The 1,066-nt window shown below is 37.7% G+C and carries 1 pseudogene; it reads right to left on the bottom strand.

From position 1 onward, the window contains the following. Nucleotides 1-1,050 (bottom strand): annotated as a pseudogene (locus tag KA858_RS12455) (DUF927 domain-containing protein); the annotation flags it as partial. Nucleotides 1,051-1,066: the final 16 nt, after the last annotated feature.

Below are 1,066 nucleotides of genomic sequence, written 5' to 3'. Positions count from 1 at the left end.
CATATGTTTAAAAACATCTTTAAGCATCTTGACTTGAATGTGATCGTCTTTCAGCTCAATAAGGCCATAATTTTCAGTCATTATGGAGAGTTTTTTACTTTCTGCAAACTTACTACGATTGCGTGCCACGAACTGAACTACACTATCAATCGCCTTGGCTCCCAAACTGCGCTCACTTACGGAATCTACATGATAACTAACTAGATATTCTCTAACTGCATCCAAATCGATAGGAGTTGCGATTACACGTTCTAATATTCGTGCTGAAGTCGTAATGGTGGCATAGCGCTTGAACATACGTATACCTACATTGTTTGTTTCATTGTTAAGCTGTGCTTTGAACCAATCGTGTTCTTTATGAAACCACTTGATTACTTCAGATTCACGATTTAGAAGATATTCAGCTACTAACGGCATTACGTGTCCATAATTTTTTGATGTTCCTTTTTTAATGGCGTCTGCATTGTCAGCGCTTGTTGTAAAGACATCAGAAATTTCTATGCATCTTGCTCTCAAACCATCATTTGCACTAGCATCTTTGAATATTGTGTGTTCTGCTGTACTAATCACACTAGATCCAAAGTGGTGAGGATTTTTTACATTTCCTTCTCGATTAGCACGTAGACGACCTTGCCCCTCTGCTAGGGAATAAAGTAGACCATTTGTATCTTTAAAGGTAGCTGCTGATAATTCATCTAAGGCAATAGGAACACCAAAGTTATTACTTAAGTATCCTTCAATTGCATTACGGGTGCCGTTCCAACCTCTGAATAATGTTTGGTCACCTTTAGATGGATTACCTGCTATTGAAACTGCTAATGCCGCTGCAGTCGATTTACCCGTACTAGAGTTCCCCATAAATGAAAATATCGTGCCAAAATATTCAACCTCATATTTTGATTTTAAGAAAGCAGTCACTAATGAAGAAACACCAAATATCACAGCAAGCTCCAGTAACAAGTTTCCTTTTACTTCATCAAGATACATTTGCCACCAGCCTTCAAATGTACCTTTAGGTTGTAAGTCATATTGTGTATCGCATAGAATCTCTTCTTTTCATGAAGAT

This window comes from Staphylococcus sp. GDX8P80P, from assembly GCF_017893095.1.
Lineage (GTDB): Bacteria > Bacillota > Bacilli > Staphylococcales > Staphylococcaceae > Staphylococcus > Staphylococcus borealis.
The sequence above is the reverse complement of the archived record's forward strand: the minus strand, read 5'-3'. Positions and strand labels throughout refer to the sequence as shown.